Source organism: Bradyrhizobium iriomotense, assembly GCF_018129405.1.
In the GTDB taxonomy this organism is placed as follows: Bacteria; Pseudomonadota; Alphaproteobacteria; order Rhizobiales; family Xanthobacteraceae; genus Bradyrhizobium; species Bradyrhizobium iriomotense_B.
In genome coordinates this window covers 116,659-142,333 of sequence record NZ_JAFCLP010000013.1, presented here as the reverse complement: position 1 = coordinate 142,333, position 25,675 = coordinate 116,659, and the positions used below count along the sequence as shown (strand labels likewise).

At 64.7% G+C, this 25,675-nt stretch carries 25 protein-coding genes and 1 tRNA gene; 17 read left to right on the top strand and 9 right to left on the bottom strand.

Going from position 1 to position 25,675, the window contains the following annotated elements; genetic code table 11:
* The first annotated feature begins 70 nt into the window (after window positions 1–70).
* Window positions 71–1,108: a thermonuclease family protein gene (locus tag JQ592_RS24815; protein WP_211405394.1), complete on the top strand. Its 1,038-nt coding sequence runs from the start codon at window positions 71–73 to the stop codon at window positions 1,106–1,108.
* 296 nt (window positions 1,109–1,404) lie between these two features.
* On the opposite strand, the gene JQ592_RS24810 is transcribed toward JQ592_RS24815, so the two are convergent.
* A complete protein-coding gene (locus tag JQ592_RS24810) occupies window positions 1,405–1,716 on the bottom strand; it encodes a nucleotidyltransferase family protein (RefSeq protein ID WP_211405393.1) in 312 nt (103 codons plus the stop codon).
* A 181-nt stretch (window positions 1,717–1,897) separates the two neighbouring features.
* Window positions 1,898–1,974, bottom strand: a tRNA-Met gene (locus JQ592_RS24805).
* 310 nt (window positions 1,975–2,284) lie between these two features.
* Between JQ592_RS24805 and JQ592_RS24800 the strand changes: the two genes are divergently transcribed.
* Window positions 2,285–3,742, top strand: coding sequence for a coniferyl aldehyde dehydrogenase (locus JQ592_RS24800; protein WP_211405392.1), 1,458 nt, complete (start codon window positions 2,285–2,287; stop codon window positions 3,740–3,742).
* A 113-nt stretch (window positions 3,743–3,855) separates the two neighbouring features.
* Complete coding sequence (locus tag JQ592_RS24795; protein WP_211405391.1) at window positions 3,856–5,454, top strand: GMC family oxidoreductase; 1,599 nt, start codon at window positions 3,856–3,858, stop codon at window positions 5,452–5,454.
* A gap of 210 nt (window positions 5,455–5,664) precedes the next feature.
* Here JQ592_RS24795 and JQ592_RS24790 read toward each other — a convergent pair whose 3' ends face one another.
* Complete coding sequence (locus JQ592_RS24790) at window positions 5,665–6,426, bottom strand: SDR family oxidoreductase (RefSeq protein ID WP_211405390.1); 762 nt, start codon at window positions 6,424–6,426, stop codon at window positions 5,665–5,667.
* Between the two features lie 121 nt (window positions 6,427–6,547).
* Between JQ592_RS24790 and JQ592_RS24785 the strand changes: the two genes are divergently transcribed.
* Entirely contained in the window at window positions 6,548–7,060 is a 513-nt protein-coding gene (locus JQ592_RS24785; RefSeq protein WP_211405389.1) for a CvpA family protein, read from the top strand.
* Window positions 7,061–7,188: 128 nt separating this feature from the next.
* Complete coding sequence (locus JQ592_RS24780; RefSeq protein WP_211405388.1) at window positions 7,189–7,971, top strand: SDR family oxidoreductase; 783 nt, start codon at window positions 7,189–7,191, stop codon at window positions 7,969–7,971.
* 50 nt (window positions 7,972–8,021) lie between these two features.
* Here JQ592_RS24780 and JQ592_RS24775 read toward each other — a convergent pair whose 3' ends face one another.
* Window positions 8,022–8,498, bottom strand: a complete 477-nt coding sequence (locus JQ592_RS24775; protein ID WP_211405387.1) for a DUF3775 domain-containing protein — start codon at window positions 8,496–8,498, stop codon at window positions 8,022–8,024.
* Window positions 8,499–8,642: 144 nt separating this feature from the next.
* On the opposite strand from JQ592_RS24775, the gene JQ592_RS24770 reads away from it, so the two are divergent.
* From JQ592_RS24770 to JQ592_RS24735, 8 genes are all read left to right on the top strand, one after another.
* Window positions 8,643–9,494, top strand: a complete 852-nt coding sequence (locus JQ592_RS24770; protein ID WP_211405461.1) for an MBL fold metallo-hydrolase — start codon at window positions 8,643–8,645, stop codon at window positions 9,492–9,494.
* A 224-nt stretch (window positions 9,495–9,718) separates the two neighbouring features.
* The gene (locus tag JQ592_RS24765; RefSeq protein WP_211405386.1) at window positions 9,719–10,561 is read left to right on the top strand and encodes a fumarylacetoacetate hydrolase family protein; all 843 of its coding nucleotides are present in this window, start codon (window positions 9,719–9,721) and stop codon (window positions 10,559–10,561) included.
* Between the two features lie 165 nt (window positions 10,562–10,726).
* On the top strand, window positions 10,727–11,338 hold the full coding sequence (locus tag JQ592_RS24760) for a glutathione S-transferase family protein (RefSeq protein ID WP_211405385.1): 612 nt from the start codon (window positions 10,727–10,729) through the stop codon (window positions 11,336–11,338).
* Window positions 11,339–11,354: 16 nt separating this feature from the next.
* On the top strand, window positions 11,355–12,224 hold the full coding sequence (locus JQ592_RS24755) for an MBL fold metallo-hydrolase (protein ID WP_211405384.1): 870 nt from the start codon (window positions 11,355–11,357) through the stop codon (window positions 12,222–12,224).
* Between the two features lie 120 nt (window positions 12,225–12,344).
* On the top strand, window positions 12,345–13,493 hold the full coding sequence (locus JQ592_RS24750) for an alpha/beta hydrolase (RefSeq protein WP_211405383.1): 1,149 nt from the start codon (window positions 12,345–12,347) through the stop codon (window positions 13,491–13,493).
* Window positions 13,494–13,560: 67 nt separating this feature from the next.
* Entirely contained in the window at window positions 13,561–14,532 is a 972-nt protein-coding gene (gene mbfA / locus JQ592_RS24745) for an iron exporter MbfA (protein WP_211405382.1), read from the top strand.
* 209 nt (window positions 14,533–14,741) lie between these two features.
* Window positions 14,742–16,214 (top strand): amidase, encoded by a 1,473-nt coding sequence (locus JQ592_RS24740; RefSeq protein ID WP_211405381.1) that lies wholly within the window; start codon window positions 14,742–14,744, stop codon window positions 16,212–16,214.
* 192 nt (window positions 16,215–16,406) lie between these two features.
* Window positions 16,407–16,760 carry a nuclear transport factor 2 family protein gene (locus tag JQ592_RS24735; protein ID WP_211405380.1) on the top strand — a complete coding sequence of 118 codons (354 nt, stop codon included), beginning with the start codon at window positions 16,407–16,409 and terminating at the stop codon, window positions 16,758–16,760.
* 227 nt (window positions 16,761–16,987) lie between these two features.
* On the opposite strand, the gene JQ592_RS24730 is transcribed toward JQ592_RS24735, so the two are convergent.
* Both JQ592_RS24730 and JQ592_RS24725 read right to left on the bottom strand, forming a co-directional pair.
* The gene (locus JQ592_RS24730) at window positions 16,988–18,076 is read right to left on the bottom strand and encodes a Zn-dependent alcohol dehydrogenase (RefSeq protein WP_211405379.1); all 1,089 of its coding nucleotides are present in this window, start codon (window positions 18,074–18,076) and stop codon (window positions 16,988–16,990) included.
* A gap of 45 nt (window positions 18,077–18,121) precedes the next feature.
* Complete coding sequence (locus tag JQ592_RS24725; RefSeq protein ID WP_211405378.1) at window positions 18,122–19,906, bottom strand: acyl-CoA dehydrogenase family protein; 1,785 nt, start codon at window positions 19,904–19,906, stop codon at window positions 18,122–18,124.
* Window positions 19,907–20,149: 243 nt separating this feature from the next.
* On the opposite strand from JQ592_RS24725, the gene JQ592_RS24720 reads away from it, so the two are divergent.
* Both JQ592_RS24720 and JQ592_RS24715 read left to right on the top strand, forming a co-directional pair.
* Entirely contained in the window at window positions 20,150–20,851 is a 702-nt protein-coding gene (locus tag JQ592_RS24720) for an SDR family oxidoreductase (RefSeq protein WP_211405377.1), read from the top strand.
* 71 nt (window positions 20,852–20,922) lie between these two features.
* Window positions 20,923–21,753, top strand: a complete 831-nt coding sequence (locus JQ592_RS24715; RefSeq protein WP_211405376.1) for an enoyl-CoA hydratase — start codon at window positions 20,923–20,925, stop codon at window positions 21,751–21,753.
* 101 nt (window positions 21,754–21,854) lie between these two features.
* Here JQ592_RS24715 and JQ592_RS24710 read toward each other — a convergent pair whose 3' ends face one another.
* The gene (locus JQ592_RS24710; RefSeq protein ID WP_211405375.1) at window positions 21,855–22,745 is read right to left on the bottom strand and encodes a LysR family transcriptional regulator; all 891 of its coding nucleotides are present in this window, start codon (window positions 22,743–22,745) and stop codon (window positions 21,855–21,857) included.
* A 120-nt stretch (window positions 22,746–22,865) separates the two neighbouring features.
* On the opposite strand from JQ592_RS24710, the gene JQ592_RS24705 reads away from it, so the two are divergent.
* Window positions 22,866–23,708, top strand: coding sequence for an oxidoreductase (locus tag JQ592_RS24705; protein ID WP_211405374.1), 843 nt, complete (start codon window positions 22,866–22,868; stop codon window positions 23,706–23,708).
* A gap of 50 nt (window positions 23,709–23,758) precedes the next feature.
* Here the strand turns inward: JQ592_RS24705 and JQ592_RS24700 are convergent, their stop codons facing one another.
* Both JQ592_RS24700 and JQ592_RS24695 read right to left on the bottom strand, forming a co-directional pair.
* A complete protein-coding gene (locus JQ592_RS24700) occupies window positions 23,759–24,382 on the bottom strand; it encodes a GNAT family N-acetyltransferase (RefSeq protein ID WP_211405373.1) in 624 nt (207 codons plus the stop codon).
* Between the two features lie 69 nt (window positions 24,383–24,451).
* Window positions 24,452–24,655: a DUF1127 domain-containing protein gene (locus JQ592_RS24695; RefSeq protein ID WP_018643363.1), complete on the bottom strand. Its 204-nt coding sequence runs from the start codon at window positions 24,653–24,655 to the stop codon at window positions 24,452–24,454.
* 110 nt (window positions 24,656–24,765) lie between these two features.
* Here JQ592_RS24695 and JQ592_RS24690 point away from each other — a divergent pair, with 110 nt between their 5' ends.
* Window positions 24,766–25,659: a transcriptional regulator GcvA gene (locus JQ592_RS24690; protein WP_211405372.1), complete on the top strand. Its 894-nt coding sequence runs from the start codon at window positions 24,766–24,768 to the stop codon at window positions 25,657–25,659.
* The last annotated feature ends 16 nt before the right edge of the window (window positions 25,660–25,675 follow it).

Genomic DNA, 25,675 nt, shown 5'->3' with positions numbered 1-25,675 from the left:
TGCCCTTCAGTGTGTGTGCGAGTCGCCTCCGTGAAGGCGACCGTCGCGCGCGTTGGACAGGGAGCGGCCGATGCCCGTGGGATTGCTGGAGGTCGAAGGCACCATCGATGTCAAACAGTTCTGGCCGGCGGGCCGGTCGGACGCCGACACGACCAAGGTGGTGGTGACCATCGCGCCGGATGCGATCCGCTTCCGCAAGAGCGACACGGCACCGTTCCAGCCGACCCACGTCTTCGAGGGCGCCAAGGTCAAGGGCCGCACATCGACGCCCCCGATCAAGAACGGCAAGCTCACCATTCGCCTCCAGGGCATCGACGCGCCGGAGCTGCACTATATGCCGTCGCCGCTCTCGACCGCCGAGAAGAAGGGGCTGACGGATGCCAAGAAGCAGGCCTATCACGAGGTCACCCACTCCTACCGGCAATTCCTCGGCGCCACCGCGAGCAAGGTGCTGCACGATTTCCTCGGCAGCAGCGGCGAAGCCGCGCTTGCCTGCCGCGTGTTCACCCATGTCGATGCGCCGAACGAGGTGTTCGACACCTATGGCCGGCTGGTCGGCGACATCGAGGTGACCGTCGCGGGCGAAAAGGTCGACATCAACCACTGGCTGGTCGCGCAGGGCTTTGCCTATCCGACGTTCTACTCCTCGATGAACGAGGACGAGATCACGGCCTTCCTTGCCCTGGCCAAGACCGCGCGCGCAAAGAAGCTGCCGGTCTGGAAGCATCTCGCGAAGACGATTCCTGCCTTCGACTTCGACCTGCGCGAGCCCGGGGTGGGCGAGACCGGCGTGCTCGCGACCGACAAGGGCCCGGTGATCATGCCAAAGCTCTACCGCCGCTACACCAACTGGTCGGCCCGCAAGAAGGCCAAGGTGACGAGCCAGAACTTCCAGAAATTCTTGGGCGAAGGCTCCGGCGGCAAGCCCGACACCTGCTACGAGACCAGTGACTTTCTCGCGAACGGCGTGCACTCGGCAACGCCAAGGAATTTTGCGGAGTTCGTCGAGGGCGGCAAGACGATCAAGTTTCAGCCGGAGGGGCTGGTGTTCGGGGAGGCGCCGTCGACGCTGGTGGGAGCGGACGGGAAGGTGATCAAGGAGTTTTGAGGGGGCGTCCCGAGCGCTCCATTAAGTCCGGCACTGTCGCCGGAACCCGACAAAATGGTTGCGCTAGTGGTTTCAAGCACGTCTTGCGCAATTCATGGAAGATCAAGTTGCAGCGCAATTGACTTTCGCTGACGCCTCGCCTCCGAGCGGGTGCCAATCGACCTCGCAGTTGCGGGAATATAGAAAGATGCAATTAGGCTGACAGTGCACTCAATCCGTGAGCCCATGAACCTGCAGTACGTTCATTTGTCCGGCGGCCCGAGCTCTGCTGCACGTCCCAGAGACAGGCGCGCGGATCACGCTGCATAGATCAGCTCTCTCGACCGTTCGATCGTTGCACGCACGTAGGGGTTTTTGACGGCCGAAGCTTCCACGAGATCGACAGGCCGTCCGAGCAGCCGTTGCAACGCTTCCGAGAAGCCGAGAAATTGGTCGAACGCCGAGAGGCCCCTGTCCTCGCCGAACGCGACGAGGAAATCGGCATCGCTTATTGCAGGATCGAAATCGGCGCCGCGTGCGGCCGAACCGAATACTTCGAGCCGCACCACGCCGTACCGCTGACAGAGCGCCGTCAGTGCCTGCCGGTGCTTTTCGATCTCCGTGTGCATGCCAATCTCCCGTCGGCGCGATGAGAATATACATTACAAATCATTGCACCAAAGCTTCGATGGGAATCCGCAAGCGCAGGGATGGCGACTGATAGAAGGGTGGCGCGGAGACCGCCCCTAAAAGCAAGAAAGCCGCCCCGGAGGGCGGCGTTCCAAAACCTCATGAAATCAGAGGTTTATTTGGTTGCGGGGATAGGATTTGAACCTATGACCTTCAGGTTATGAGCCTGACGAGCTACCGGGCTGCTCCACCCCGCGTTAAACCGTTGCTTAGCCTTCGCTAGAATGCCGGGGACGGTGGGTTGAGGCCGGCGCTGTTCGCGTGGCTTTCTTCTTCCGTCCCAAAGGCTTCCTTGGAAGACAATCCCGGGGCGAAGCCCGTCGGGTGCGGGGGGTATGTATCAAGGCGGGCTGCCTTTGGAAAGGGCTGGGTCGCGTTTTTTTCGACTTTATGACAGGCAGATGGACCGGATTCCGGTCGATTTGGCGGAGACTTGCCAGAAGTTCCGCAAAGGGCCAGCTTGCGGCAACAAAAATCGGGGCAAACGCCCTTTGAGGGGAGAACGCCATGGACCACGCCCTGGATCGTCCCTTGGATCAATCCCTGACGAGCGCTCCGGTCGGAGCGCTGGCGGATGGCTTCCATGCCATGGTCGCGCGGTCGCGGGCCGAGCCGGCCGCGACGACGACTGAACGGCTCGACCGGCTGGCGCGGCTGCGCACCGTCGTCGCCGACAATGAAGAGCGCTTCCGGCAGGCGATCTCGGCCGATTTCGGCCACCGCTCGGCGGTCGAGACCACGATCGCCGAAGCGATGATGGTCTACAGCGAGATCCGGCACGCGACAAAGCACCTGAAGAGCTGGATGGCGCCGCAGCGCGTCGCCACCGCGCTGCAATTCCTGCCCGCGCGCAACCGGCTGATGGCGCAGCCGCTCGGCGTCGTCGGCATCATCGCGCCCTGGAATTATCCGCTCCAGCTCACGCTCGCGCCCGCGATCGGCGCCATCGCCGCCGGCAACCGCGCCATCATCAAGCCGAGCGAGCTGGTGCCGCACTTTTCCGCGCTGCTGAAGGAGACGATTGCCGCAAGGTTCGATGCGACCGAGCTGCTGGTCACCGGCACCGAGGACGACGTGGCAAAAGCCTTTGCGAGCCTCCCCTTCGATCATCTCGTCTTCACCGGCTCGACCCGGGTCGGGCGGCTGGTCGCGGAGGCCGCGGGACGCAATCTGGTGCCCGTCACGCTCGAGCTCGGCGGCAAGTCGCCCGCGATCATCGATGCATCGGCTGATCTCGACGAGGCTGCCGAGCGCATCGCCTACGGAAAACTGCTCAATGCCGGGCAGACCTGCATCGCGCCGGATTACGTGCTGGTGCCGGAAAATTCCGTGCAGTCCTTCGCCGAGAAGGTGCGCGCGCAGATGCGGCGCATGTTCGGCGCCGATTCCGCGAGCAGGGACTACACGTCTATTATTTCCGACCGTCATTATGCCCGGCTGGAGGGACTCGTGGCCGATGCCGCCCAGCGCGGCGCAAAAATCCTGCAACCGGCGAAGGCGGACGATCCCAACTGGAAGGCGCACCGCAAATTCCCGCCGACGCTGATCCTCGGTGCGACGGACGCGATGGCGGTGATGCAGGAGGAGATCTTTGGCCCCGTGCTGCCGGTGCTGGGCACTCGCGATGCGAACGAGGCGATCGCCTTCGTCAACGCGCGCGACCGGCCGCTTGCGCTCTACTGGTTCGGCAAGGACCGCATGGCCCGCGACGAGGTGCTGGCGCGCACGATCTCCGGCGGCGTCACCGTCAACGACTGCCTGTTTCATTTTGCGCAGATCAACCAGCCGATGGGCGGCGTCGGTGCATCCGGCACCGGCGTCTATCACGGCGAATGGGGCTTTCGCACGTTCAGCAAGCTGAAGCCGGTGTTCTATCGCTCGAAGTTCAACCGCCTCGCCGATCTCTATCCGCCCTATGGCGGCAAGATCGCGCGGCTGGAGAAGTTGATGCGGTTGATGTCGTAGGGGGGCGTCGTTCCGGGGCGCGAAGCGAACTCTGGTGCGCACTTGCGCACCAGAGAACCTCGAGATTCCGGGTTCGCTTCGCGCCCCGGAATGACAATAAGGGGGAAACAACATTGACTGACACATTCGATTTCGTCGTCGTGGGCGCAGGCTCCGGCGGCTGCACCGTCGCGGGCCGGCTGTCGGAGGATGCGGCGACCTCGGTGGCGCTGCTCGATGCGGGCGGGCGGAACGACAATTGGCGGATCACCACGCCATTCGGGCTCGCTTTGCCATACAGCGCGGCCAACTGGGCGTTCGATACCGTGCCGCAGAAGGGATTGAACGGCCGTATCGGTTATCAACCGCGCGGCAAGGGCCTCGGCGGTTCCTCGGCGATCAACGCGATGGTCTACATCCGCGGCCACAAATGGGACTACGACCACTGGGCCGCGCTCGGCAATTCCGGCTGGTCGTATGCAGACGTGCTGCCCTACTTCAAGCGCTCGGAGAACAACGCCGATTTCGACGGCGAATTTCACGGCAAGGGCGGCCCGCTGCATGTCAACAGACTGCGCTCGGACAATCCGATCCATGACGTCTTCCATCAGGCTGCGCGCGAGGCGCAGTTCCGCATCCGCGAGGACTTCAATGAAGAGGACCACGAAGGGCTCGGCAGCTACCAGGTGACGCAGCACCATGGCGAGCGCTGGAGCGCGGCGCGCGCTTATGTGGATCCCCACATGGACAAGCGCGCTAATCTGCGGGTCGAGACGGGGGCGCAGGCAACGAAAATCCTGTTCGAAGGAGCACGCGCAGTCGGCATCGAATATGTGCAGGACAGGCAGAAGAAGCAGCTGCGCGCCCGACGCGAGGTGATCCTCTCCTCCGGCGCCTTCCAGTCGCCGCAGCTCTTGATGCTGTCGGGCGTCGGCGACGGCAAGGCGCTTCGCGAGCACGGCATCGGCGTCGTGCATCATTTGCCGGGCGTCGGGCGCAATCTGCAGGACCATCCGGATTTCGTGTTCGTCTACGCCTCCGACTATCCGCACTTCGTTCACTCGTCGATCAGTCGGCTGCCATCCCTGCTGCGCGCGATCCAGCGGTACCGCAGGGAGCGACGCGGACCGATGACCACCAATTTCGCCGAGTGTGGCGGCTTCCTGAAGACGCAGGCCGACCTCGACGTACCCGACATTCAACTGCACTTCGTCATCGCGATGCTCGACGACCACGGCCGCAAGCGTCACAAGGAGGCGGGCTTCTCATGCCATTTCTGTCTGCTCAGACCGAAGAGCCGCGGCAGCGTATGGCTGAAAAGCGCCGATCCGCTCGCAGCCCCCATGATCGATCCGAACTTTTTGGGTGAGGCGGAGGATCTCGAGGCGATGGTCGCCGGCTTCAAGACGACGCGACGGCTGATGGAGACCCCGGCGCTGCGCGCGCTGCAGAAGAAGGACATGTTCACCGCCGATGTGCGCACCGACGACGACATCCGCGCCGTGCTGCGCGAGCGGGTCGACACGGTCTATCACCCCGTCGGCACCTGCAGGATGGGCACGGATGCGATGGCCGTGGTCGATCCGGCGTTGAAGGTGCGCGGGGTGGAGGGATTGCGCGTCGTCGACGCCTCGATCATGCCGACGCTGATCGGCGGCAACACCAATGCGCCGACGATCATGATCGGGGAGAAGGCGGCGGATATGATAGGTGCGGAGATGCGGGCGAGTTAGGCGACGCTCTCTCAACGGTGTCGTCCCGGCGAATTGCGATATAGCCGCCTCATTCTCCGCTGTCGTCCCGGCGAAGGCCGGGACCCATAACCACAGGGAGTTGTGTGGGGCGAGATCGTAACTCCGAGTCTTCGCCAAACCACGTCCTGTGGCTATGGGTCCCGGATCTGCGCTCCGCTTCGCTGCGCTTGTCCGGGACGACAGTTGGGCTCAATTCAGCAAGAACCCGCCATCCACCGTCACCACGCTCCCCGTCATGTAGCGCGACGCCTTCGAGGCCAGCAGCAGGATCGCGCCGTCGAGATCGGATTCGGCGCCGACGCGGCGCTGGGGGATGCGTTTGGCGAGGCGCTCGCCTGCGGGCGTCGACCAGAACGCGTGGTTCATTTCGGTGTCGATGTAGCCGGGCGCGAGCGCGTTGATGCGGATGTTTTGTCCCGCGAGCTCCAGCGCCATCGCTTTCGTCGCCTGGATGATGCCGGCCTTGGAGATCGCATAAGGCGAGACCGCCTTCAGCACGCCGGTGCCGAGCACAGAGGCGATGTTGACGATGTTGCCGTCCTGCTTGCGCGCGATCATGCGGCGGGCGATTTCGGTCGCAAGGAAATAAGCGCCCTTCAGATTGGCGCCGATCACGGCATCCCAATCGGCCTCGGTCTGCTCGGTCGCGAGCTTCTCGATGGCGATGCCGGCGTTGTTGATCAGCACCGTGACGGGCCCGAGCGCTGATTCCGCCGCATCGACGGCCTTCGTGATGGAAGCTGTATCGGTGACGTCGAGGGCGACGGCGGCGGCGCGGCCGCCCTTGCCGCGGATTTCCTGTTCCAGACTCTTCAACTTGTCCGTTTGCCGCGCCGCCAGCACGACGGCCGCGCCATGCGCTGCCAGCACCCGGGCAAACTGCCGCCCCAGTCCCTGGCTCGCGCCCGTGACGAGGATGGTTTCTTTACTGACGTCGAATAGGCCTGACATGACGATGTCCTTGCGCGTGACCCCTGCTCTTTTGAAGCCATCAATACAGACGATTTTAGCGATCTGAAACCGGAATGACCGGCCCGGCGTTCATTCGTTCCATCTAGCCAGGGTTGTGTTCATGAACAGTTTCGATCTCACCGTCTATGCCGCGCTCGCCGTCGCGGTGGGCCTGGGTTTCAGGACCGGCCTGCTCCGCAGCGGCATGACCATCCTCGCCTATCTCATCGCTGCGCCGATCGCGGTCGCGCTGATGCCGCTGATCGCGCCGCAGATCGCAGGCAATCCGAATTCGCCACTGCTGCAGAACTGGATCTGGTTCTTCGGCATCTTCGTCGTCGTCGGCATGCTGTTCGGCCGTATCGGCCGCGTCGCGTTGAACGACACCATCGGCGAGGCCGGCATCGGCGACCGGCTCGGCGGCGCTGCGCTCGGCGCCGCCAGGGTCGGCCTCGTCGCCACCACGCTGGTGCTGGTGTTCGACCGGATCGTGCCGGTGAACCACCAGCCGCCGTTCCTCGCCGGCTCGCATCTGCGGCCGCTGTTCTCGGCCGCCGGCCAGATGGGCTTCAAGTCGCTGCCGCCGGAGGCGGCGTCCGTGATCGACCGCCTCAAGCAGGAGCGGCACATCTGATCAGGCGCATTTGCATCGCCGCGCGGGCGTGCATGCATTTTGATGCGGGCGCCTCCCTTATCAGCGGCGTCACAGTTGGCTAGAGTGCGGCCCGTCCAAAACCTGCCTGACATTACGGGAGTGAAACAGTGGATCTTGGGATCAAAGGTCGCCGCGCCATCGTCTGCGCATCCAGCAAGGGCTTGGGGCGCGCCTGCGCCATCTCGCTGGCCGAAGCCGGCGTTGACGTCACGCTGACCGCGCGCGGCGCCGAAGCTCTGAAGAAGACCGCCGACGACATCCGCAAGGCCTATCCTAGCGTGAAGGTCACCGAGATCGTCGGCGACATCACGACGCCGGCCGGGCGCGAGGCGGTGCTGAAGGCCTGCCCCGATCCGGATATCCTGATCAACAATGCCGGCGGCCCGCCGCCCGGCGATTTCCGCAACTGGACCCGCGACGACTGGATCAAGGCGATCGACGCCAACATGCTGACCCCGATCGAGCTGATCAAGGCGACCGTGGACGGCATGATGGCGCGCAAGTTCGGCCGCATCGTCAACATCACCTCGGCCGCGGTGAAGGCGCCGATCGACATCCTCGGCCTCTCCAACGGCGCGCGCGCCGGCCTCACCGGCTTCATCGCCGGCCTGTCGCGCAAGACGGTGATCAACAACGTCACCATCAACGGCCTCCTGCCGGGCCCGTTCGAGACCGACCGTTTGACCGGCACCGCGAAGGCCGAAGCCGACAAGCGCGGCACGACGCCCGAGCAGATCCTGGCCGAGCGCGCCAAGCTCAACCCGGCCGGCCGCTTCGGCCAGCCCGACGAGTTCGGCTATGCCTGCGCCTTCCTCTGCGGCGCCAAGGCAGGCTTCATCACCGGGCAGAACATTCTGCTCGATGGAGGCGCCTTCCCGGGGACGCTGTAACGCCCCTTTGCTCTCTTCCCGCTGCTGCGGGGAGAGAGCGCTTTGCAAGATCACCGCTGCTTCGTCGGCTCGTCCTCGTCACGCTCGCTGGGATCGGAGGAATCGGCGGTGAGGCGCTCGTCGGTCCAGTCGATGCCGAAGGCATCGAGACCATCGGCGAGCAGATCGCCCAGCATCGGCTCGCCGAGCAGATATTGCACCGTTTCGTGCCGGGGCTTGCGATACTCGGACCGCGCCTCCACGGCGCGGGCACGCAGATCGTCCCAATCGTCGATCGTGCCGTCACCACGGCCGAGCCAGGTCAGCGCAACGAGATCGACCTGCTCGTCCTCGTTCAGCGCAACGATGAAGCCGCCGAGCTCGCGGCCGACGGGATCGGAGCCGTCATCCTCGAGCACATCGACCGCGTCATCATCGCTCGGATTCGAGCCCGAATCGGGATCGGAATCCCCTTCCTTGACGTCGAATTCGCGCGCCTTCTCGATGATGAAGGCGACTTTCTCGGCGGAAATTGCAAGCTCTGGCATGGCAGCCTCTTTTGACGTCGCTTTCTCTTTGGGTTCTCTTTGGGTTCCCGCGATAACGCCGCATCGCACCAGATGATCCATTGCGCTTGACGGCGGAAACACCGCATGTTTCGTCACCAAAACAAGAACATGGGAAGGCGCCCGATGCAGTGGAAGGTGGGCAGGGTTAAAATCACCAAGGTGGTGGAATTGGAGACGGTCGGCTCGACCCGCTTCATCCTGCCGCTGGCGACCAATGATGAAATCCGCAAGCTGCCCTGGCTGATCCCGCATTTCGCCACCGAAGAGGGCCGGCTGAAGATGTCGATCCATTCGCTGGTGGTCGAAACGCCGACGCGCCGCATCGTGGTCGACACCGGCCTTGGCAACGACAAGCAGGGCCGCGGCGTCCCGACCTGGAACAACCGCACCACGCCATTCCTGGAGACCATGACCGCGGCAGGCTTTGCCCCTGATAGCATCGACACGGTGCTGTGCACGCATCTCCACGTCGATCACGTCGGCTGGAATACGAAGCTGGTCGATGGCCAATGGGTGCCGACCTTTGCCAAGGCGCGTTACGTCTTCGGCCGCACCGAATACGAGCACTGGCGCGACCATTCCATCGAACCGGACAAGGCCGCCGTGTTTGGCGATTCCGTGCAGCCGATTATCGATGCGGACCGGGCCGATCTGATCCCGAGCGATCACCAATTGTCTGACGAGATCAGCATGATCCCGACTCCGGGCCACAGCCCCGGCCATATGAGCATCCTGATCAAATCCGACGGCAAGCAGGGCCTGCTCACCGGAGACGTCGCCCATCATCCCTGCCAGATGGCGCATCTCGACTGGTCCTCGACCGCCGATTCCGACCAGAGGCAATCAGCCGCGACGAGGGCCGAGTTGTTCGGCCGCTTTGCCGACACGGAGACGCTGGTGATCGGCGGACATTTTTCGGCCGGGCACATCAGGCGCGACGAGGACGCGTTCAGGTTTGTGGCGCTGGGGTCGTAGGCTTCGTAGGGTGGGTTAGACCTGCGGCTGCGCGCAGCGCAGTCCGCTGGGCGTAACCCACCACGGTCTATCCCCCTCGGAAAGAAAAGAGGTGGGTTACGCTTCGCTAACCCACCCTACAAAGTAAGGGCTGCAATGCGACCCGTTTTGAGCGGTTGAATTTCCCGCCGCCCTGTTCCATGAAGCTATTAACCGATCGGTCCAATCTCCAGGGAGAAACGAGAATGAAGCTTGTTCGTTATGGCGAAAAGGGTGCGGAAAAGCCCGGCCTGATCGACAGATCCGGCCAGTTGCGCGACCTGTCAGCGCATGTGAAGGATCTCACGGGTGAGGCCTATTCGCCGGAGTCCCTGAAGAAGCTGGCGGCCCTCGACCCCGCCTCGCTGCCCGCCGTCTCGGGCAAGCCGCGGTTCGGCGCGCCGGTCACCGGGATCTCGAAATTCATCGCCATCGGCCTCAACTACAGCGACCACGCCAAGGAAACCGGCGCTGCGATCCCGACCGAGCCGATCATCTTCATGAAGGCCAACACCTCGCTGTCCGGCCCGAACGATGCGGTCGAGAAGCCGCGCGGCTCGACCAAGCTCGACTGGGAGGTCGAGATCGCCGCCATCATCGGCACCCGCGCCAAGTACGTCTCGGAAGCCGACGCGCTGAACCACGTCGCCGGCTACTGCGTCTGCAACGACGTCTCCGAGCGCGCCTTCCAGATCGAGCGTCTGGGCCAGTGGACCAAGGGCAAGTCGCACGACACGTTCGGCCCGGTCGGACCGTGGCTCGCGACCAAGGACGAGATCAAGGACGTGCAGAACCTGTCGATGTGGCTCGACGTCAACGGCCAGCGCCGCCAGACCGGCTCGACCAAGACCATGATCTTCTCCATGGCCAAGTGCATCTCCTATGTCTCGCAGTTCATGACGCTGCTGCCGGGCGACATCATCACCACCGGCACCCCGCCCGGCGTCGGCCTCGGCATGAAGCCGCCGACCTTCCTCAATGTCGGCGACGTCGTGACGCTCGGCATCGAGGGCCTCGGCGAGCAGCGCCAGGAGATCATCGCGGCGTAAGGCCTCCGCCCTCTCCCCGTCATTGCGAGCGAAGCGAAGCAATCCAGAATCCCTCCGCGGCGACACTCTGGATTGCTTCGTCGCTCCAGCGCAAGATTGCTTCGCAATGTTGTCGCTTCGCTCCTCGCAATGACGAACCACAACTTTCATTTTGGGATGTTCGCCATGAAGCTCACCTTCTCCCCCGCCTCGCCCTTTGCCCGCAAGGTGCGCATTGCCGCGATCGAGCTCGGGCTGATCGACAAGATCGAGCTGACCCCCGCGACCGTCGCGCCGGGCACGGCCAATGAGGACTATTCGCGCATCACGCCGCTGAAGAAGCTGCCGGTGCTGATCACCAATGACGGCAACGTCATTTTGGATTCCTACGTCATCGTCGAATATCTCAACGAGATGGCCGGCGGCAGCCTGATCCCGGATTACGGCCCGCGGCGCTGGAAGGCCAAGACCAATCACTCCCTGATCAACGGCATGCTCGATTCCATGCTGCTGTGCCGCTACGAGAAGATGGTGCGGCCGCAGGGCCTGCAATGGCAGGCGTGGTCGGACGATCACTGGAACAGGGCCTGGACCGGCATGGCGCGCTTCGAGAACATGCCCGACGTGCTGAACGGTCCGTTCGACATCTCGCAGATCGGCCTCGTTTGCGTGCTCGGCTATGCCGATTTCCGCTTCGCCGATTGCGGCTGGCGCAAGGCCTATCCGAAGCTCGACGCGTTCCATCAGAAGATGCTGGAGCGGCCATCGGTGAATATCTCGGTGCCGCCGGCGGCGTAACCTGCAAGGAGTGTCCATGAGCCTGAAGTTCTCGGTCGGCGATCTCACCATCCATCGCATCATCGAGCAGGAAACCTCGTTCGTCCCGGCGCTGGAGATGCTGCCGGGACTGACACCCGAGGTGCTGGCGGAGAACCGGGCATGGATGCGGCAGGCCAAGGCGCTCGACGACAACGACGTGCTGCTGCTCTGCTTCCAATCCTATGTGGTGAAGACGCCGCACCACACCATCCTGGTCGACAGCTGCATCGGCAACGACAAGCCGCGGCCCAATCGGCCGAAATGGAACATGAAGACCGACGACACGTATTTGAGCGGGCTCAAGGCAGCCGGGTTCTCGCCTGGCGACATCGACTTCGTGATGTGCACGCATCTGCATGTCGATCACGTCGGCTGGAACACGCGGCTGGAGAACGGGCGCTGGGTGCCGACCTTCCCCAAGGCGCGTTACATCTTCGCCAAGCAGGAATTCGACCACTGGACAGAGCAGAACGCCAAGGCGGAAGTGCCACCCTTCGCCGACAGCGTGCTGCCGGTGGTCGAGGCTAACAGGCACGAGCTTGTCAGCAACGATCACCAGATCGGCGATCACGTCCGCATCCTGCCGACGCCCGGTCACACGCCGGGCCATATCGCTGTTACGATGGGGCGCGGCAAGGACGACGCCGTGTTCTCCGGCGACCTCATGCATTCGCCGCTGCAGACGCTTTATCCGGAGCTGTCGATCAAGTTCGACGTCGACCCGGCCAAGGCGGCAACGACGCGCCGCAGTTTTCTCGAGCGCTATTGCGACACCGACACGCTGTGCTGCACGGCGCATTTTCCGTCGCCGTCGGTGGGGAAGATCAAGCGCAAGGGCAACGCGTTCGAATGTTTCGCGGTGTGACTTAGCCGAGATGCCGTAGGGTGGGCAAAGGCGCGCGCTTTGCGCGCCGTGCCCACCACTCCTTATGGTGGGCACGCTTCGCTTTGCCCACCCTACGATTCCAACCGGGTGGAGAAAGCGATGACAACACTCCCCGCCGTCCCCCTGCCTGCCGGCATCCGCTCGCGTCATGTCGAGGGCATCAACGGCTTGCGCATGCATGTGCTCGAAGCCGGCTTCGAGACCAGGGGCCGTCGCTGCATCCTGCTGCTGCACGGCTTTCCCGAGCTCGCCTTCTCCTGGCGCAAGGTGATGCCGGCGCTCGCGGAGGCCGGCTATCACGTGATCGCGCCGGACCAGCGCGGCTATGGCCGCACCACCGGATGGACCGCGGACTATGACGGCGACCTTGCGCCGTTCTCTCTCCTCAACCTCGTGCGCGATGTGCTCGCTTTGGTGTCGGCCTTCGGCTACAAGCAGGTCGATCTCGCCGGGCATGATTTCGGCAGTCCGGTCGCGGCGTGGTGCGCGCTGATCCGGCCCGACGTGTTTCGCTCGGTGACGCTGATGAGCGCACCGTTCGGCGGAGCGCCGACGCTGCCCTTCAACACCGTCGATGCACCGGCAAAGCTCGCGGCGGAAGACCCCGTTCATCGCGAACTCGCCGCGCTGCCGCGTCCGCGCAAGCATTATCAATGGTACTACGCGACGCGCGAAGCCAATGCCGACATGCAGCACGCGCCGCAAGGCGTGCACGATTTCCTGCGCGCCTATTACCATCACAAGAGCGCGGATTGGACCGACAACAAGCCGTATCCGCTCAAGGCGTGGTCCGCAGACGAGCTGGCAAAGCTGCCGACCTACTACGTGATGGACGCCGGTGAGACCATGGCCGAGACGGTCGCGAAGGAGATGCCCTCGCCCGCCGCCATCGCCGCCAATCGATGGCTACCGGACAGCGACCTCGCCTATTACAGCGCCGAATATGGCCGCACCGGATTCCAGGGGGGCTTGCAATGGTATCGCTACGGCACGTCGGGCATGCTCAACAGCGAGATGCAATTGTTCGCGGGCCGCAGCATCGACGTGCCCTCCTGCTTCATCTCCGGCAAGCAGGACTGGGGCACCTATCAGCGCCCCGGCGTGTTCGAGGCAATGCAGGGGCGCGGCTGCACGAAGATGCTCGGCTGCCATCTCGTCGACGGCGCCGGCCATTGGGTGCAGCAGGAGCAGTCGGCCGAGGTGAGCCGGTTGCTGCTCGACTTCCTCGCAAAGGCCGGCACGGCCTGATTTGACCCGGAAACCGCGGCGCCCTATATAGTTTAGAATAGTTCTAAACTAGTAAAACAGGGCCGCCGTGAAGAATTTTGCCGATCTGACCGAGCGCGAGGTGCTGGCGGTCGCAATCTCCTCCGAGGAGGAGGACAGCCGCATCTACATGACCTTCGCCGAGGATCTGAAGGAGCGTTATCCGGACTCGGCCAAGCTGTTCGAGCAGATGGCCGAGGAGGAGCGCGGCCATCGCCACATGCTGCTGGAATTGTACGAGCAGCGCTTCGGCCAGCATCTGCCGCCGATCCGCCGCGAGGACGTCAAGGGCTTCCTGCGCCGCCGGCCGATCTGGCTGACAAAGAACCTGCCGCTCGACACCATCCGCAGGGAAGTCGAGACCATGGAGCTCGAGGCCGAGCGCTTCTATGCCAAGGCCGCCGAGCAGGCCGAGGACGTCAATGTGCGCCGGCTGCTCGGCGACCTCGCCGAGGCCGAGAAGAACCACGAGCACACCGCCGCCCGGCTGACCGACGAGATCCTCAAGCCCGACGTGCGCGCCGAGGAAGACCGCACGCGCCGGCGCATGTTCGTGCTGCAATATGTGCAGCCGGGCCTCGCCGGCCTGATGGACGGCTCGGTCTCGACGCTGGCGCCGCTGTTCGCGGCGGCCTTCGCCACGCATCAGAACTGGCAGACCTTCCTCGTCGGCCTCGCCGCCTCGATCGGTGCCGGCATCAGCATGGGCTTTGCGGAAGCCTTGTCCGACGACGGCTCGCTCACGGGGCGCGGCTCGCCCTGGCTGCGCGGCGTCACCTGCGGCGCAATGACGACGCTCGGCGGCCTCGGCCACACCGCACCGTATCTGGTGCCCGACAGCTGGCCCAATGCGTTCTGGATCGCGACCGCGATCGCCTGCGTCGTCGTGTTCTTCGAATTGTGGGCGATCGCTTTCATCCGCTCGCGCTACATGGACACGCCGTTCCTCCAGGCCGTGTTCCAGATCGTTCTCGGCGGCGCGATCGTGCTGGCGGTGGGGATAGTGATCGGGGCGGCGTAGCTGCCCCACACTTGCGGTCATGCCCCGCGAAGGCGGGGCATCCAGTACGCCGCGACCTATCGGTTCAATCACAACCGTCTCTGGAATACTGGATCGCCCGCCTTCGCGGGCGATGACAACTTGAGACATATCAATCGCCATCAATCAGCGGTTGCAGCGTTCGGCTAAACTGCGCATCATCCCCGAACAACCAGAGCGGGAGAAGCGCCGTGGCCAGATCGGAATGGAGTTTCAAGAGCGCGGTCGAGCTGTCGGCCGCATTGAGCGCGAAGAAGGTCTCGGCGGTCGAGCTCACGCAGGACGCGATTACCCGTATCGAGCGTCACGACGGCAAGATCAACGCGATCTGCGTCCGGGATTTCGATCGCGCTCTCGGCGCCGCGCGCGAGGCGGACGCCGCATTGGCGCGCGGCGAGCGCAAGCCGCTGCTCGGCCTGCCCCTGATGATCAAGGAATCCTTCAACATCGCCGGCCTGCCGACGACCTGGGGGTTTGTGCCGCAGAAGGATTTCAGGCCGGCGGAAGACGCACTGCCGGTCGCCCGCATCAAAGAGGCCGGCGGCGTGATCCTCGGCAAGACCAACGTTCCCGTCGGCCTCGCCGACTGGCAGAGCTACAACGACATCTACGGCACCACGAACAACCCCTATGATCTCGGCCGCACGCCGGGTGGATCGTCCGGGGGATCGTCGGCAGCTCTTGCCGCAGGTTATTGCGCGCTCGCCACCGGCTCCGACATCGGCGGCTCCCTGCGTGTGCCGGCATTTCACTGCGGCATCTTCGCGCACAAGCCGACCATCAATCTCTGCCCGGCGCGCGGTGAGACCCCGCCGCCGTTTCCGGCCCTTCCGCGCGAAGGCGACCTCGCCGTCATCGGCCCGATGGCACGCACCGCTGCGGACCTCTCCTTGCTGCTCGACGTCATGGCTGGACCGGATCCGCTGGACGCCGGTGTCGCCTACAAGCTCGACCTGCCGGTTGCACGACATCAGTCGCTGCGGGATTTTCGTGTCCTGGTGATCGACAGCCATCCGCTGCTGCCGACCGACCGGGATGTCCGCGGCGCGATCGACAAGCTCGCAACCGATCTCGCGAAGGCCGGCGTGACTGTCGCGCGCGAGAGCAAACTGCTGCCGGATTTCGCGGAGACGTCACGGCTCTACATGCGCATGCTGCTGGGCTTCCTCGGCGCATTCTTCCTGCCCGAGGAGCTGGCGGAATCGCAGGCACGGGCGAGCCAGTTGTCGCCGGAGGACCGGAGCCTCGGCGCCGAGCGACTGCGCGGCACGATTGCAAGCCACCGCGCCTGGGTGCTCGACGCCAATGCGCGCGCCGGCCTGCGTGCGCGATGGCGCGCGCTGTTCAGGAGCTTCGACGCGGTGATCTGCCCGATCATGCCGACGCCGGCCTTTCCGCACGATCATTCGCCGGAACAGAGCCTGCGATGCATCAGCATCGACGGCACGGACTATCCCTATTCCGACCAGCTCGCCTGGCCGGGCGTCGCAACGCTTCCGGGCCTGCCTGCGACGGCCGTTCCGCTCGGTCTGTCGAAAGACGGCCTGCCCGTCGGCGTCCAGATCGTCGGCCCGTGGCTGGAAGATCGCACGCCGCTCAAGCTCGCCGAGCTGATCGAGCGCGAATTCGGCGGGTTCAAACCGCCGAAGATGTTCGACGATTGATGCTTTCGAGGATTCCTGTAGCCCGGATGAAGCGCAGCGAAATCCGGGACAGCCTCTCCGCGGAAAGACACCCCCGGATTGCGCTGCGCTTCATCCGGGCTACGGTCTTCTCGCAATGACGGAGTAAGATAACATCGAGATTCCGGGTTCGCGCTCCGCGCGCCCCGGAATGACAGGGAGGGAGAACACACCATGAGCCAGGATCTCGAACAGCTCACCGCGCTCAACCGCGACTACGTCGCCTCGGTGCAGAACTGCGACGTCAAGCGCTTCGACGAGATCCTGGCGCCGGAGTTCTATTGCTCCAATCCCGACAAGACGCTGGTCGATCGCGCCGCCTTCCTGGAGCAGACGGCGCGGCCGATCGCGATCCGCAACCTGCATGCGTATGACGTCATCATCCGCATCATGGGCGACTTCGCCATCATCCACGCGGCGACCAGCTACACCACGTCGGACGGTCAGCAGGCGACGGGGCGGTATACCGATTGCTGGGCGAAGAAGAACGGGACATGGCTGGCGGTGTCGGCACACGTGTCGCGGTGAGGTTTTCACCTCTCCCCGCAATGCGGGGAGAGGTCGACGCCGGAGCGCAGCGCAGGCGGCGGGTGAGGGGCATGGCACACTGCCGGCCGCACGCTCGAAGCTTACCGACTAATCAATCAGGGATTCGGAGAGACCAATTGCATGGCACCGCCCTGCACAGCCCCTCACCCGGATCGCCGGAGGCGATCCGACCTCTCCCCGCAAAGAGCGGGGAGAGGTGAAAGCGGCTAGCTATCAAATACGATCACGCTGCGCAGCGTCTTGCCGGCCTTCATGTTGGCGAAGCCCTCGTTGATCTCGGACAGCTTCAGCTTCGCCGAGATCCAGTCCTCGAGGTGCAGCCGGCCGCGCAGGTAGAAATCGACCAGGCGCGGCATGTCCACGCGGAAATGGTTCGAGCCCATCGAGGAGCCCTGGATCCTGCGCTCGCGCAGGAAATCGAAGCCGTGCAGCTCGATCTTCTGGCCGAACGGGATCATGCCGACGATGGTGGCGGTGCCGCCGGCGGCGAGCATGCCGAACGCCTGCTCCGCGGTCTCCTTGCGGCCGAGCACCTCGAAGGCGTGATGCACGCCGCCATTGGTGAGGTCGCGGACCTGCTTCACGACGTCGCCGTCGGCGGGATTGATGATGTCGGTGGCGCCCAGCTTGGTCGCAAGCTGGAGCTTTGCCGGATTGGTGTCGATGGCGATGATGCGGCCGGCGCCCGCGATCTGCGCGCCGTTGATCGCGGCCATGCCGACCCCGCCGCAGCCGATCACCGCCACGGTCTCGCCGGCCGTCACCTTCGCCGTGTTCACCACCGCGCCATAGCCGGTGATGACGCCGCAGCCGATCAGCGCGGCGAGATCGAGCGGCATGTCCTTGCGGATCTTCACGATGGCGTTCTCGTGCACCAGCATCTGCTCGGCGAAGGAGGAGAGATTGAGGAACTGGTGCAGCTTCTCCGGCTTCGACCACTGCATCCGGTTGGAGACACCCGGCAGCATCTTCACCGTCGCATCGGTGCAGAGCACGGTGCGGCCGGTGGTGCAATTGTCGCAGGTGCCGCAGAATACCGACAGGCAGGTGACCACGTGGTCGCCCGGCTTCACATAGGTGACATCGGAGCCGACCTGCTCGACCACGCCGGCAGACTCATGCCCGAGCACCGCCGGCAGCGGATGCGGATAGAGGCCTTCCATGAAGTGCAAGTCGGAGTGGCAGAGGCCGGCGACCGCGGTGCGGATCAGGACCTCGCGCGGGCCGGGCTTCGGCAGGCTGACATCCTCGATGACCAGCGGCTGGTTGACTTCATAGAGGACGGCGGCCTTCATCGAACACTCCCTATCGCGTTTCTTGTTTTGATCGCGGAGCGCAGCCTACGCTGTCAGAACCAGTTCGCCAACCTCGCTCATGCCAGCATCGCGATCGCCGAGCAGCAATGCGGCGATCTTCGCCTGCACAGCATTTTCCGTCAGCCGGAACGGATCGCTCGGCGTCACGCGATGGTCGATCACCAGCCGCGACAGCAGCAGCCGGCGCGCATCGCCGCGGATCTCGTGAATGCGATGCGCCTCCCAGGCGAGCGCCACCGCGCTGGCGACATGATAGAGCAGGCTCGTCGCACGCCTCGCATCGGCCTCGTTCTCGGATTTCCCCGCAACCTCGCGCGCGAAGGCGACCGCGCGATCGACAAGGCCGCGCAGATTGTCGCGCCAGGCCTGCGGCACGGAGGCGCTGTCATCGAGCCGCGCATGCAGATCGGCGGCGAGCGCAGACTCCGCACCGTGGCGGCCGACCGCGCGCCGCAGCGCGTCGATCGCGACGATGTTGCCGGTGCCCTCCCAGACCGAGCCGAGATGCGCATCGCGCAGCAGGCGGGCGGTGGCGAATTCCTCGATGTAGCCGATGCCGCCGCGCATCTCGAGCGCATCGCCGCAGACCTTTCGTGCATCGCGCGTGGCGCGAAATTTCAGCGTCGGGGTCAGGATCCGCAACAGCGCCGCCGCATCCTGGCTGCCGGCCTCGGCACGGTCGAGCGCGTCGGCGGTGAGAAAGCTCATCGACAACCCCTGCTCGACCGGCAGCATGATCTTCAGCATTTGCCGCCGGCCGAGCGGCAGATCGATGATGCGCTGGCCGAACACCACGCGGTTGGTCGCCACGGCAAGCGCATCGTGATAGGCGCGGCGCATCAGCGCGGTGGATTTGACGCCGTTGGACAGCCGCGAGGAATTCACCATCTCGGCCATCTGCACGAAACCGCGGTCGAGCTTTCCGACCGCGTACGCAATCGCGCCTTCGAGCTTGATCTCGCCAGATGCCATCGAGCGCGTGCCGAGCTTGTCCTTGAGGCGCACGATCCGGTAGTGGTTCTGCGAGCCGTCGTCGAGGAAGCGCGGCATCAGGAACAGGCCGACGCCGCGCGTGCCGGGGCCGGCGCCTTCGGGACGCGCCAGCAGCATCACGACTTTCGCATCGGCATTCGAGCAGAACCATTTCTCGCCATAGAGACGCCAATGGTCGCCCTCCTGCACCGCGCGCGTGGTCAGCGTGCCGACATCGGAGCCGCCTTCCTTCTCGGTCATGAACTGGCCGCCCTGCGTCAGCTTGCTCATGTCGGTCGAGGTCAGGCCGTCCAGATATTTTTCCTTCAGCGCCTCGCTGCCGAAATTCGCCAGCAGCTTGGCGCAGCCGTCGGTGACGTTGATCGGACAGCCCATGCCGAATTCGGTCTGGTTGAACAGGAAGGTGAAGGCGTGCTTGGCGACGACAGGATATTTGTCCGGCCAGCCCATGATGCCCTTGCGGATCGAAAGCGCATGGATGCCGAACTGGCCGAACGCGGCGTTCTCCAGCTCGCGATAGGCCGGGTGATATTCGATCCATTGCACGTCGCGGCCGAACTTGTCGCGCTGGTGCAGCACTGGCGTGTGCCGGTCGGCGAGCCGCGCGCATTCGTCGAGCACGCCGCCGGCCATCTCGCCGAGGCGATCGAGATGCGGCTCGATGTGGCGGAACAGATTATCCGGCAGATGGATGCGGAGCAGGTCCGTCAGCGCCGGATCGGCGCGGTAGAAATTCATGCCCGTGGTATCGGGTGCCAGCAGGCCGGACTGCTCGGCCGAGGCATTTTTTGGCTGTGCTGGGGCCGGCTTGTGCATGATCGTCCTCTTCGTTTCCGTCCCGCGGACATTTTGCACTGTTTTGGCGCTTGCCGCTTTGGATGATGTCGATCATGCTCCTGTCAGGAAGCGCGATAAAGCCGCAAATTGTCAGGGAGGCGTGATCGCCGTGAAGGAGCAATTCGCTCTGCGGAATTGTGATCGGCTGGCCGTCGGTTCTTGGCTGGTTGTCCGCGCGGCGCATGCATAGATCAGCGGCTCCCCGTCCTGAGAGATCACGCCATGGAACACCCGAAATACAAGATCGCGCTCATCGTCGGCGCCGGCGAAGGCCTCAGCGCCTCACTGGCCCGGCTGCTGTCCGCGCAAGGAATCCGCGTCGCGCTGGCCGCGCGCAAGATCGAAAAGCTCGGCGCGCTCTGCAGCGAGACCGGTGCGAAAGCCTATGCCTGTAACGCCACCGAGCCTGACGAGGTCGAGCGGCTGTTCGGCCTGGTCGAGCGCGAGATCGGCACGCCCGATCTCGTGGTCTACAATGCCAGCGGCCGCACGCGCGGGCCGTTCGTGGATCTGATCCCGGCCGACGTCGCGCAGGCGATCGCGGTCAGCGCCTATGGCGGCTTCCTGGTGGCGCAGCAGGCGGCCAAGCGCATGCTGCCGAACCAGCACGGCGCGATCCTGTTCACCGGCGCTTCGGCCAGCGTCAAGGGCTATGCGCAGTCGGCCTCGTTCGCGATGGGCAAGTTCGCGTTGCGCGGGCTGGCGCAGAGCCTGGCGCGCGAATTGTCGCCGCAAGGCATCCATGTCGCGCATTTCGTCATCGACGGCGGCATCCGCAGCGCAGCGCGCACCGAACCAGCCGACAAACCGGATTCGATGCTCGACCCCGATGCCATCGCGCAGAGCTATTGGAACGTGTTGCAGCAGCCGCGCAGCGCCTGGAGCTGGGAGCTGGAGCTGCGGCCCTGGGTGGAGAAGTTTTGAATTGCATTTGTCATTCCGGGGCGGCTCGAAGAGCCGAACCCGGAATGACAACAGATATGAGGGGAGGCGACATGACCACGGAAACCACCATCGACACCGGCACCAGCGAACTCCTCTGCGTCATCCGCGACCGCGTCGCTGTCATCACGCTGAACCGGCCGGAGGCGCGCAATTCGCTGTCGGATGCGCTGACGCCGGCGCTGCGCACCATGATCCGGACCTGCGCCGAGGATCCGAACGTCGGCGCGCTGCTGCTCACCGGCGCGGGCGAGGCGTTCTGCGCCGGCGGCAACGTCAAGGGCATGGGCGCGCATCGCGACCCCAAAAAGCTGGAGATGTCGCTGGACGATCGCATCGCCGATCTGCAGGAGCGGCAGCGGCTGCTCACCGGCGCGCTGGTATCGGTGCGCAAGCCGACCATCGCCGCACTGCCCGGCCCCGCGGTCGGCGCCGGGCTTGCCATCGCCATGGCCTGCGACATCCGCATCGCCGCGCAATCGGCCTTCGTCGCCACCGGCTATGCCCGCATCGCGCTCAGCGGCGACTATGGTATCGCCTGGCTGCTGACCCGGCTCGTCGGCACCGCACGGGCGCGCGAATTGATGTTCACCGGCGATCGCGTCGACGCCGCGCGCGCCGAAGCGATCGGCCTCGTCAACCGCGTCGTGCCCGACGACAAATTGCAGACCGAAGCGTTCGCGCTGGCAAAATCGCTCGCCGAAGGCCCGCGCCTGGCGCTGCGCTACATGAAGGACAATCTCGACGAAGCCCTGCTGTTCGACTTCGAAACCGCCCGGGATCACGAGGCCGAGCGGCTGGTGCGCCTGACCACGACCGCCGACCACAAGGAGGCGGTGCAGGCCTTCATCGAGAAGCGCAAGGCGGTGTTTCCGGGGAAGTAGCGTATCCGTAGCCCGGATGAAGCGAAGCGCAATCCGGGGCCGCCTGCGCTTGTGGCACGAATCCCGGATTGCGCTGCGCTCCATCCGGGCTACGCAGCTGGCTACTTCGCAGGCGCCCGCGCAAAATCCACGAAGGCCCGCAGCGCGGCCGGCAATTGGCGTCGGCTTGGGTAGTACAGGAAGAAGCCGGGATAGGCCGGGCACCAGTCGGTGAGCACGCGCACCAGCTTGCGTTTGGCCAGCAGCCCCTCGACCTGCTGCTCGAAGACGTAAGCGAGGCCGACGCAATCGAGCGCCGCATCGACCATCAGGTCCTGGTCGTTCATGGTCAGCGGCCCGGTGACGTCGATCGCGAGCTCGATGCCGCCGCGCTCGAATTCCCAGTGGTAGAGCGCGCCTGAGGTGAAGCGGTAGCGGATGCAGGGCAGGCCCTTCAGGTCGTGCGGCGTGGCGGGCTGCTTGTACGTCCTAAAGAAGGCGGGCGCGCCGATCACGGCAAAGCGGTGCCGCGGACCGATCGGCACGGCGATCATATCGGCGGCGATGGTCTCACCGAAGCGTACGCCGGCGTCGAAACCGGCCGCGACCATGTCGATCAGGGAATCGTTGATGACGATCTCGACGCTCACCTCGGAAAATTCCTTCAGGAAGCGCGTCACGATCGGCAGCAACACAAGCTGTGCGGACTGGCGCGCAGCGGTGAAGCGCAGCGTGCCGGCGGGCTTGCCGCGAAAATTGTTGAGATCCTCGAGCGCGTCGTCGATGTCGCGGAAGGCGGGCGTAATGCGGGCGAACAGGCGTTCTCCGGCCTCGGTGAGTGCCACGCTCCGGGTGGTGCGGTTGACGAGCCGCAGGCCGAGCCGTTCCTCGATCGTGCGCAGGGCATGGGACAACGCCGAGGGCGTGACGCCAAGCTCGGTCGCCGCCGCGCGAAAACTGCGGTGACGGGCGATGGCGAGGAAGGTCGCGAGGTCGGACGGGTCGATCCGCATTGATGAATTTTACTCAAGAGCTTGCGGAGTATATAGCGGATTATCTCAGCTATGGCGAGCCGCTACACCTTGCCCATCGGCTTCGGCACATCACCGGGCCCAAATGGAAAGGGCAACACCATGCGTGTCTGGTTCATCACGGGAGCTTCCCGCGGATTTGGCGCGTTGATTGCGGAAGCCGCGTTGAAAGCGGGAGATGCCGTGGTCGCCACTGCGCGCGACCCGTCGACCGTCACCGCGCGGCTCGGCACGCACGAGCGGCTGCTGGCCACCCGGCTCGACGTCACCAGTGAGGCGGAAGCACATGAGGCCGCAGGCGAGGCCGTGAAGCGCTTCGGCCGCATCGACATCCTCGTCAACAATGCCGGCTATGGCCTCTTGGGCGCAATCGAGGAAGCCAGCGATGCGGAAACGCAAAAGCTGTTCGGCACGAACGTGTTCGGCCTGCTCAGTGTCACCCGCGCAGTGCTGCCCCATATGCGCCGCCAGCGTTCCGGCCACGTCATCAACATCTCGTCGGTCGGCGGCTACACAGGCTATCCCGGCTGGGGCGTCTATGGTGCCACCAAGTTCGCGGTCGAGGGAATCAGCGAGGCGCTGGCCGGCGAAGTCGCGCCGCTCGGCATCAAGGTCACCGTGGTCGAGCCGGGCTTCTTCCGCACCGACTTCCTCGACGAGAGCTCGCTGTCGCGCACCGCACAGGTGATTGACGATTATCACGAGAGTGTCGGCAGGACCCGCGCGCACGCGGCCGACGTCAATGGCGGCCAGCGCGGCGATCCGCGCAAGCTGGCGCAGGCCTTCCTGAAGCTGGTCGATGCCAGGGATCCGCCGCTGCGCCTGCCGCTCGGCAGCGACACCGTGGAGCGGATCGAGGCGAAGAACATCTTTGTTGCGCGGGAGCTGGCGGGCTGGCGGACGGTCGCCACCTCGACCGACTTCACCGACGACGATGCCAAATGAGGGCAAAAAAATGCCCGGCTCTGGCTGCGCCAGGCCGGGCTTGCAGAGTGTCAGGCCGAGGCTGAGGGGCTGTCGGCCTGACGGGAAAGGGCGGCGAGGCGCCAGCTCGCACAGGGAATGTCTTTCGGCGCGACGCTGATCTCCTTGTCGAAACGCACCAGCTTCCAGTCATCGGGATGATTGACGAAAGCGAAGCCGGATTTGCGCGCCAGCGAGACCATGGCCTCGTTGGAGCGCGGCGTGTCGCCGAACATGTGCTCGGCGCCAAGTGCAGCGGCACGACATTCGAGGTTCTTCATCAGCGCGGTGGCGATGCCGCGGCCGTGCCAGCGGTCGTCGACCGACAGGCCGAATTCGAGCGTCGCGGTGTCCGCATGCAAGGCGTAACGCGCCTCGGCGACGATGGTCTCGAAGCCGTCGACCATCATGGTCGCGACGACAGTGAAACGTTCGCGCTCGCCGACCTCGAGGAAATCGTGCAGCAGGCCCTTCGGCAATTCGCTGATGGCGCCGAAGAAGCGATTGTAGCGGGAGTGGGTCGAGAGCGAGCGGAAATAGTGCTGGAGCTCGTCGGTATCGCGCGGCTCCACAAAGCGGACGTTGAGCACCTCGCCGTGCCGGGTGCGCAGCGTATCCGAATATTGCTTCAGGTCTTCGAGGCGGAGAGTGCTCATGGCACAAGCCCTTCACAAAAAGGGACCGCCAGCGCCCCCAAAGTCAGGCGGCGCCGGCCTGGCGGCCAATCAGGCCCGCCAGAAGGGTTTGTCGGCCTCGTAGGCGATGTCGCTCCAGGACAGCCCGACGTCGTGGAGATCGCGGGCGGTCCAGTGGGTCAGCTCGCGCCGGGTCCGGTAGCGCTCGTGCCAGACATGAAGGGTCTCGCCGATCTGGTAGAGCAGACCGTGCGCATGATGATTTGTCATCGAATTGTCAGTCAAAGTAGACATTTTCAGCTCCTGGAGCTAAGTTGACCGCTAATATCTGCTTCCGAGTGCGCTGCGACAAACGACAATTTGTACCCTTTCGCATGAAATAACGTCATGCATCCTGCTGCCAGATGACTGCCAGATTGCCCTCCCTCAACGGATTGCGGGCGTTCGAGGCCGCCGCGCGCCATCTCAGCTTCACGCTGGCGGCCAGCGAGCTGAACGTGACCCAGACCGCGATCAGCCATCAGATCCGCAGGCTCGAGGAGGAGCTCGGCATCCGCCTGTTCATCCGGCAGAACCGCGCCCTGGCGCTGACGCCGGAGGCGCGTGACTACCTGCCGGGCGTGCGCGCCGCCTTCAACGACCTCCGCCTTGCCACCGACCGTCTCCTGCGCAAGGACGACGACAAGGTGCTGACGGTCTCGACGATCGCCTCGCTTGCCGCAAAGTGGCTGCTGCCGCGGCTCACCGATTTCCAGGAGAGTCATCCCGGCATCGACGTCCGCATCACCACCTCGACCAGCCTCGTCGACTTCCAGCGCGACAATGTCGATGTCGCGATCCGCTACGGCCGCGGCCAATGGCCGGGCCTGCGCGCCGACTGGCTGATGGCGGACGAGTTGTTTCCAGTGTGCAGCCCCTCGCTGCTGCGCGGTGACAAGCCGCTACGTCGTCCGGAGGATCTGAAGGACCACGTGCTGCTGCACACCAATGTCAGTGACGACTGGCGGCTCTGGCTGACCGCAGCGGGCCTTTCGGCCGGCATCTCCCGGCAGCCCGGCATCACCTTCGACATGACCTTGATGACGGTGCAGGCGGCGATCGACGGCATGGGCGTGGCGATGGGACGGACCTCCTACGTCCAGGACGACATCGCCAAGGGCCGGCTGGTGGTCCCGTTCAAGATCGCGCTGCCGGCGGATGCGGGGTTTTATCTGGTCTCTCCCGACGGCCGTCGAGAGGCGCCGAAGCTCACCGCGTTCCGCCAATGGATCCTCGCCGCAACGCAAAATAAAGCCTGAAAAATCATCAGCTTCC